This window comes from Sphingomonas sp. 66-10 (assembly GCF_001897045.1).
GTDB lineage: Bacteria > Pseudomonadota > Alphaproteobacteria > Sphingomonadales > Sphingomonadaceae > Sphingomonas > Sphingomonas lycopersici.
This window is the reverse complement of record NZ_MKRR01000106.1, coordinates 62401-69312: the sequence shown is the minus strand read 5'-3', so window position 1 is coordinate 69312 and position 6912 is coordinate 62401. Positions and strand designations below refer to the sequence as shown.

The window sequence follows — 6912 nt, the reverse complement described above, 5'->3', positions numbered from 1 at the left end:
ATCGTCTCGGTCGCGTCGGCGCCGACGATGCCCGCCAATTGCCGCATCGCATAGCGCACTCCTTCGGCGCGTACCAATAGATCGCGATCCATGCCGTCGCGCTCGATCGACTCGCGCGCCGCGACCACCGCGGCGCGTTGCTGGTCGCGGAGCAAGGCGCCATCGATCGCGAACAGCGCGGCGGCGCGCTCCTCGATCACCTGCCACAGCCGATCGATGCTCGCGAGGTCGTCGCGCGACACCGCGATGCGGCCTGCGGGGACCGTCGCGCGATCGGGAAGGTCGCTGCGCGGGTGAAGCGCGGTCACCGGCCAGTCGGCGGGGGCGGGGGCATCGTCGAGCCACAGCACGATATCGGCGGTCGCCGCGGCGCGCCGGGCACGCTCGATCCCGATGCGCTCGACCGGATCGTCGGTTTCCACCGCCAGCCCCGCGGTATCGATCAGCGTGAAGAGCTGGCCGTGGCGGATCACCCGCGCTTCGAGCAGGTCGCGCGTCGTCCCCGCGATCGGGGTGACGATCGCCGCGTCGCGTTCGAGCATCGCGTTGAACAGGGACGATTTGCCCGCATTGGGTGGCCCGGCGAGAACCACGCGATAGCCTTCGCGCAGCCGCTCGACCGTCGGCCGCGCGAGCAGCGCCGACACCTCGCCGAGCCATGCCGCGATCGCGGTATCGAGCTGGCGATCGTCGGCGGGCGACACATCATCCTCGTCGCTGAAGTCGATCATCGCCTCGATCCGCGCCGCGATCCCGGCGAGCGTCGCGAGCCAGCGCGCGACCGCGCGGCTGATCTCGCCGTCGACGCTGGCGATCGCCGCGCGGCGCTGCGCCTCGCTTTCGGCTTCGAGCAGGTCGGCGAGCCCCTGCGCCTGCGCCAGATCGATCCGGCCGTTCTCCAGCGCGCGACGGGTGAATTCGCCCCCGCGCGCGCGGCGCAGCCCGGGGCGGGAGGCAAGCGTCTGCTCGACCGCCGCCACCGTGGCGATGCCGCCGTGGAGGTGGAGTTCGGCGAGATCTTCGCCGGTCGCGGTTGCTGGCCCCGGAAACCACAGCAGCAGCGCATCGTCGAGCAACGCGCCGTCCGCATCGCGCAGCCGTCGCAACGTCGCGCGGCGGGGTTGGGGGAGCCCGCCCGCGAGCGCCTCGACCGTCGCTGCGGCGTGCGGGCCGCTGATGCGCAGCACTGCGATCGCCGCGGGCGGCTGGCCGCTCGAAACGGCGAAGATCGTATCCATCACCCGCCGGGCTTGGTCCCCGCCTCGAACAGTCGCCGCCAGAAGGCGACGCCGGCCTCGCCCATCGGCGCCCAATTCTTGATCATCGTCTCGAACATCTCGGGGCGGAGCCCGTTGTCGATCGTATCCTGCATCTTGGCGATATAGGCTTCATGGATCGGGGTGAGGTCCGGCAGGCCCATCAGGCGCCGCGCCTCTTCCGGGGTGCAATCCACCTCGACATTCACTTTCATTCCCGACCACTCCTTGAGCCGCATGGGCTGGCGCGATAGCGTCCCTTGCTATGTATGCCCGCGATTCCGCCTTTATCGCAACGCTTGTCGGCGGTCGGGCGACCAGCGATTGAACCAAGAACATCAATGGAGTGAACAATGGGTGAGATGATCGAGGTCGAAACGCTGGACCATGACGCGCATTTCGGCGCCTATGTCGCGCGCCCGGCGGGGACGGCGGCCGCGGCGATCGTAGTGATCCAGGAAGTGTTCGGAGTGAACGCCGGGATCCGCGGCAAGTGCGACCGGCTGGCGGCGGACGGCTATCTCGCGATCGCCCCCGATCTGTTCTGGCGGATCGCGCCGGGCGAACAGCTCGATCCCGACGTCAAACCCGAGTTCGAGCGCGGGCTGCAATTGTTCGGCCGGTTCGATCAGGAAGCCGGAATCCGCGATATCGAGGCAACGATCCGCAAGGCGCGCGCGCTACTCGGCGGTACGGGCAAGGTCGGTTGCGTCGGCTATTGCCTCGGCGGCCGGCTCGCCTTCATGACCGCGTGCCGCACCGATATCGACGCCTCGGTTGGTTATTATGGCGTGGGGATCGACGGGCTGCTCGGCGAGAAGCATGCGATTGCGCGCCCGGTGATGCTGCATGTCGCGGGCGAGGACGGCTTCGTCGACAAGGCCGCGCAACAGCGGATGCACGCCGGGCTCGACGATCATCCGCGGGTGACGATCCACGATTATCCGGGCGAGGATCACGGCTTCGCAACCGAAATGGGCAACCGCCGCTCGCCGCAGGCGGCCGATCTCGCGGACCAGCGGACCGCGGCGTTCTTCAAGGAAAACCTTGCCTAAACAATAGGTTGATAGAGAAGAGCGACGAGATTGCCGTCCCGTTCGCCCTGAGCTTATGAAGGCGCCCATGAAAGTAATACTTTCATGGGACCCGCCGGAGGGCTGTGCTTCTTCGTCGGAAGAAAGTGCAGGGCTTCGACAGGCCCGGCTCGAACGGGAAGGGGCAATCTCGCTTAATCGAAGCGTTCAGATCGGATGCCCGTCGGCGTCGCGAAGCACTTCGCGGCGGCCGACATGGTCGGGCCGGCCGACGATGCCGTCCTTCTCCATCCGCTCGATCAGCCGGGCGGCGCTGTTATAGCCGATCCGCAACTGGCGCTGGAGCCACGAGGTCGACGCCTTCTGGCTCTCGCACACCAATTGGATCGCGGCGCGATATTGCTGATCCTCGGCCGAATCCTCGCCGGTCGGCGCGCCTTCGAGATCGAAGCTCTGCTCGGGCTCCTCGGTGACCGAGGTGACGTAATCGGGCGCCCCTTGCGCGCGCCAGTGATCGGTCACCGCGCGCACCTCGTCGTCGGAGACGAACGGGCCGTGGACGCGGACGATGCCCTTGCCGCCGGGCATGTAGAGCATGTCGCCCTTGCCCAGCAGCTGCTCGGCGCCCTGTTCGCCGAGGATCGTGCGCGAATCGATCTTCGAGGTGACGTGGAACGAGATGCGGGTCGGCAGGTTGGCCTTGATCACCCCGGTGATCACGTCGACCGACGGACGCTGGGTGGCCATGATCAGGTGAATCCCCGCCGCGCGCGCCTTTTGCGCGAGCCGCTGGATGAGGAATTCGACTTCCTTGCCCGCGGTCATCATCAGGTCGGCAAGCTCGTCGACGATCACGACGATCTGTGGCAGCACCTGATAATCGAGCTGTTCTTCCTCATAGACCGGCTGGCCGTTCTCGCCGAACCCGGTCTGGACGCGGCGGCCGAGCGGGGCGCCCTTGGCGCGGGCGGCGCGCACCTTGTCATTGAAGCTGCTCAGCGAGCGGACCCCGAGCGACGACATCTGGCGGTAGCGATCCTCCATCTGCTCGACCGCCCATTTGAGCGCACGCACCGCCTTGGCCGGATCGGTGACGACCGGCGAGAGCAGATGCGGGATGTCGTCGTACATCGACAATTCGAGCATCTTGGGATCGATCATGATCATGCGGCACTGATCCGGGGTCAGCCGGTACAGCAGCGAGAGGATCATGCAGTTGAGCCCGACCGACTTGCCCGAGCCGGTGGTGCCCGCAACGAGCAGGTGGGGCATCGGCGCGAGATCGGCGATCACCGGATCGCCCGCGATATTCTTGCCGAGCACCACGGGGAGCTGCGCCGACTGATCCTCGAACGATTGCGAGCCGATCAGTTCGTGGAGCGACACCGTCTCGCGCTTGGCGTTGGGCAGTTCGATCCCGATCACGGTGCGCCCCGGGATCGTCGCGACGCGCGCCGAGATCGCGGACATGTTGCGCGCGATATCGTCGGCGAGGCTGACGACGCGGGTCGCCTTGATCCCCGGCGCCGGCTCGAGCTCGTACATCGTGACGACCGGGCCGGGGCGGACCTCCTTGATCTCGCCGCGGACGTGGAAATCGTCGAGCACGGTCTCGAGCAGCCGCGCGTTGCGCTCCAGCGCGGTCTTGTCGATCGCATTGTTTTGCGACGGCGGGGCCGGGGTGAGCAGATCGATCGTCGGCAGGACATAATTGTCGCGCAGATCGAGCTGCGCCTGCGCCGCGGGTTTGGGGCGTGCGGCCGAGGGCGCGAGGCTGCGCTCGCTGATCACCGGGCCGGGGCGCGGATCGGGTTGCGCCACCGGGCGCGGGGTGACCGGGCGGCGCACCAGTTCGAGCGGCACGTCCTCGTCGTCGATCGCCGCCGGGCGATCGCGGCGGACGCGCCATACCCGCGGCAACGCGATGTCGATGCTCCGCCCCCACAGGATCGCGCCGGCGATGCCCGAGACCAGGCCGAGCGCGATCACCGACCAATAGGTCACGGCAGGATTATTGGCGAAGCCCAGCGCCCAGCGGACGCCCGCGACGACGCCGAGCCCGATGCCGCCGCCCCAGCCGAACGGCAGCGCGGGCACCGCGCCGCGCGCGACGCAGGCGAGCGCGGTGGCCATCAGCGCGACCCCGAGCGCAGCATTGCGCAGCATCCGCCCCCATTCGCCGACCGGCTGATCGCGCCACAGCCGGAGCGCGACGATCGGCCCGACCGGGAGCAGCAGCGCGACCGCCGGGCCGAGCAGGGTCAGCGCGATATCGGCGAACCACGCGCCGGCGCTGCCGAGCAGGTTATGCACGCCCTCCCCGGCGGCGGTGTTGAGCGCGGCGTCGCCCGGCGAATAGGTCACCAGCGCCAGCGCCATCGCCGCGGTGGCCAATACCAGCGCGATCGCGACGATCAGCGCGCCGCTGCGCGCCGCGCCTGCCTTCACCGTTTCGCGCCATAGCGATGCGTTCGCCCGGCTCGCCATTGCCTTTAAATCCCCCGCCGATGTGATGAGATATGCCCGGCGGAATCATCTGCCTCACCGAGTCCCGCGTCAAGACACCGCGATTGGCAGCGCGCCGGATCGCGGATAGAGCGTGGCGGATGGATCACGCTGACGTTCTCATCCTCGGCGGCGGGCTGGTCGGTGCGACGCTGGCGATCGCGCTCGATCGCCACGGCCTCAAGACGATCGTGGTCGACCCGGCCGACCCGACCGTCACCACCGCGATCGGCTTTGACGGGCGCGCTTCCGCCATCGCCAGCGCGAGCCACCGTATGCTCGAGGCGATCGGGGTCGCCGAGGGGCTCGAAGGCCATGGCTGCGCGATCCGCCATATCCGGGTGAGCGACGGGCTTGCACCCGGCAAGCTCGATTTCATTCCCGATGCCGACGACGGCGCTTTGGGGACGATGTACGAGAATCGCCGGCTGCGCATCGCCTTGGGCGAGGCGCTCAAGCGTTCGACGGTCGACCTCAGGATGAAGACCCGCGCGACCGCGGTAACGCGTGGGCCAGCCGGCGTCACCGCGACGCTTTCCTCGGGGGAGACGGTTGGCGCGTCGCTGCTCGTCGCGGCCGAGGGGCGCAATTCGCCGACCCGCGCCGATGCCGGGATCAAGGTCGCGCAATGGCGCTACGATCATGCCGCGATCATCTCGGCGTTCCACCACGAGCGGCAGCATGAGGAGATCGCTTACGAGATTTTCTACGCCGCCGGGCCGTTCGCGCTGCTCCCGCTGGTCGACGACGAGATCGGGCATCGCTCGGCGATCGTCTGGACGGTGAAGGCGGCGGACGCACCAGCGATGCTCAAGCTCGGCGACCGCCCCTTTCTCGCCGAGGCGGAGAAACGGATGGGCGGGTTCCTCGGCGCGCTTTCCGGCGCCAGCCCGCGCGCGAGCTTCCCGCTTGGCTTCCATCATGCCGCGTCGATCACCGCCGAGCGGCTCGCGCTGGTCGGCGACGCGGCGCACGGCATCCATCCGATCGCGGGGCAGGGGCTCAACCTCGGTTTCCGCGATGTCGCCGCGCTGGTCGAGGTGCTGGTCGAGGGACGGCGGCTCGGGCTGGAGGCGGGCGATGCGCAATTGCTCGATCGCTACCAGCGCTGGCGCAGCCTCGATACGCTGATGGTCGCGGGGGCGACCGATACGCTGACCCGGCTGTTCGGCATTCCGGGCCGCACCGCCAGCGCGATCCGGCGCTTCGGCATTTCGGCGGTCGATCGCATCACCCCGCTCAAGGAACGCTTCATGGCGGAAGCGCGCGGCGAGAGCGGATCGCTGCCCAAGTTGTTGCAGGGGCTGACGGTTTAAGGTGGCCCTAACAGTCCGTGAATTGCCCTCTCCCCGTTCGGGCTGAGCTTGTCGAAGCCCTGCACTTTTCTTTCAAGGAAGAAGGACAGCCCTTCGACAGGCTCAGGGCGAACGGCGGTAGCGAATCCTAAGCCGCCAGCGGGAAGCGCAGCAGGCGGTTCTCCACCGGCACCAAAGCCTCCGCGGGCGCACCGATCGCGCGCGCGATCTCGCTGTGGGTGGCGTCGAGCCCGCCGGTCAGCGCGCCGAATGCCGGGAGCAGCAATTTGCGCCCGCTGGCGACGAAACACCGCCGCGCGACGAGCCGCCCGCGCACCCGAATGCGCAATTGCGGGTGGAAATGCCCCGACAGCTCGGGGCGCGTCTCGGCGGGATCGGCCTGGTGGCGTAGCACGAGGCCGTCGATCACCGCTTCCTCGACCACCGTGCCGCCGCAGCGATCGGCGTCGATCGGATCGTGGTTGCCGGTGATCCACGTCCAGCGCGCCCGCGTCATCAGCGCGTGCAGCATCGCCCGCGCCGCGTCGGGCAGCCGCCCACCGCCGCGCGCATCGTGGAAACTGTCGCCCAGGCACCAGATTTCGCGCGCCGCGGTCGCGGTTGCCAGCGCGGCGAGATCGGTCAGCGTGGCGAGCGAATCATAAGGCGGGAGCATCTGCCCCGCGCCGGCGAAATAGCTTGCCTTTTCGAGATGCAGATCGGCGACGAGCAAGGCCGCGCGCGCCGGCCAGAACAACGCGCCCTGCGGCAGCGCGACGAGCTCGTGGCCGGCGAACGAAAAGGGAACCATGACGCCGCCAT

The 6912-nt window shown here is 68.7% G+C and carries 6 protein-coding genes; 2 read left to right on the top strand and 4 right to left on the bottom strand.

From position 1 onward, the window contains the following. Both mnmE and BGN95_RS09990 read right to left on the bottom strand, forming a co-directional pair. Positions 1–1238 (bottom strand): tRNA uridine-5-carboxymethylaminomethyl(34) synthesis GTPase MnmE (gene mnmE / locus BGN95_RS09995; RefSeq protein ID WP_286772532.1); only part of this gene is annotated, 1238 nt, incomplete at its 3' end. Then, positions 1238–1471 carry a DUF6489 family protein gene (locus BGN95_RS09990; protein WP_179512968.1) on the bottom strand — a complete coding sequence of 78 codons (234 nt, stop codon included), beginning with the start codon at positions 1469–1471 and terminating at the stop codon, positions 1238–1240. The genes mnmE and BGN95_RS09990, both read right to left, overlap by 1 nt. Before the next feature lie 138 nt (positions 1472–1609). On the opposite strand from BGN95_RS09990, the gene BGN95_RS09985 reads away from it, so the two are divergent. Next, entirely contained in the window at positions 1610–2311 is a 702-nt protein-coding gene (locus BGN95_RS09985; RefSeq protein WP_286772531.1) for a dienelactone hydrolase family protein, read from the top strand. A gap of 186 nt (positions 2312–2497) precedes the next feature. On the opposite strand, the gene BGN95_RS09980 is transcribed toward BGN95_RS09985, so the two are convergent. Then, on the bottom strand, positions 2498–4777 hold the full coding sequence (locus BGN95_RS09980) for an FtsK/SpoIIIE family DNA translocase (RefSeq protein WP_179512970.1): 2280 nt from the start codon (positions 4775–4777) through the stop codon (positions 2498–2500). Between the two features lie 119 nt (positions 4778–4896). Here BGN95_RS09980 and BGN95_RS09975 point away from each other — a divergent pair, with 119 nt between their 5' ends. Continuing rightward, positions 4897–6111, top strand: coding sequence for an FAD-dependent monooxygenase (locus tag BGN95_RS09975; protein ID WP_286772530.1), 1215 nt, complete (start codon positions 4897–4899; stop codon positions 6109–6111). Between the two features lie 127 nt (positions 6112–6238). Here the strand turns inward: BGN95_RS09975 and pdeM are convergent, their stop codons facing one another. Further along, on the bottom strand, positions 6239–6901 hold the full coding sequence (gene pdeM, locus BGN95_RS09970; protein WP_179512972.1) for a ligase-associated DNA damage response endonuclease PdeM: 663 nt from the start codon (positions 6899–6901) through the stop codon (positions 6239–6241). Positions 6902–6912: the final 11 nt, after the last annotated feature.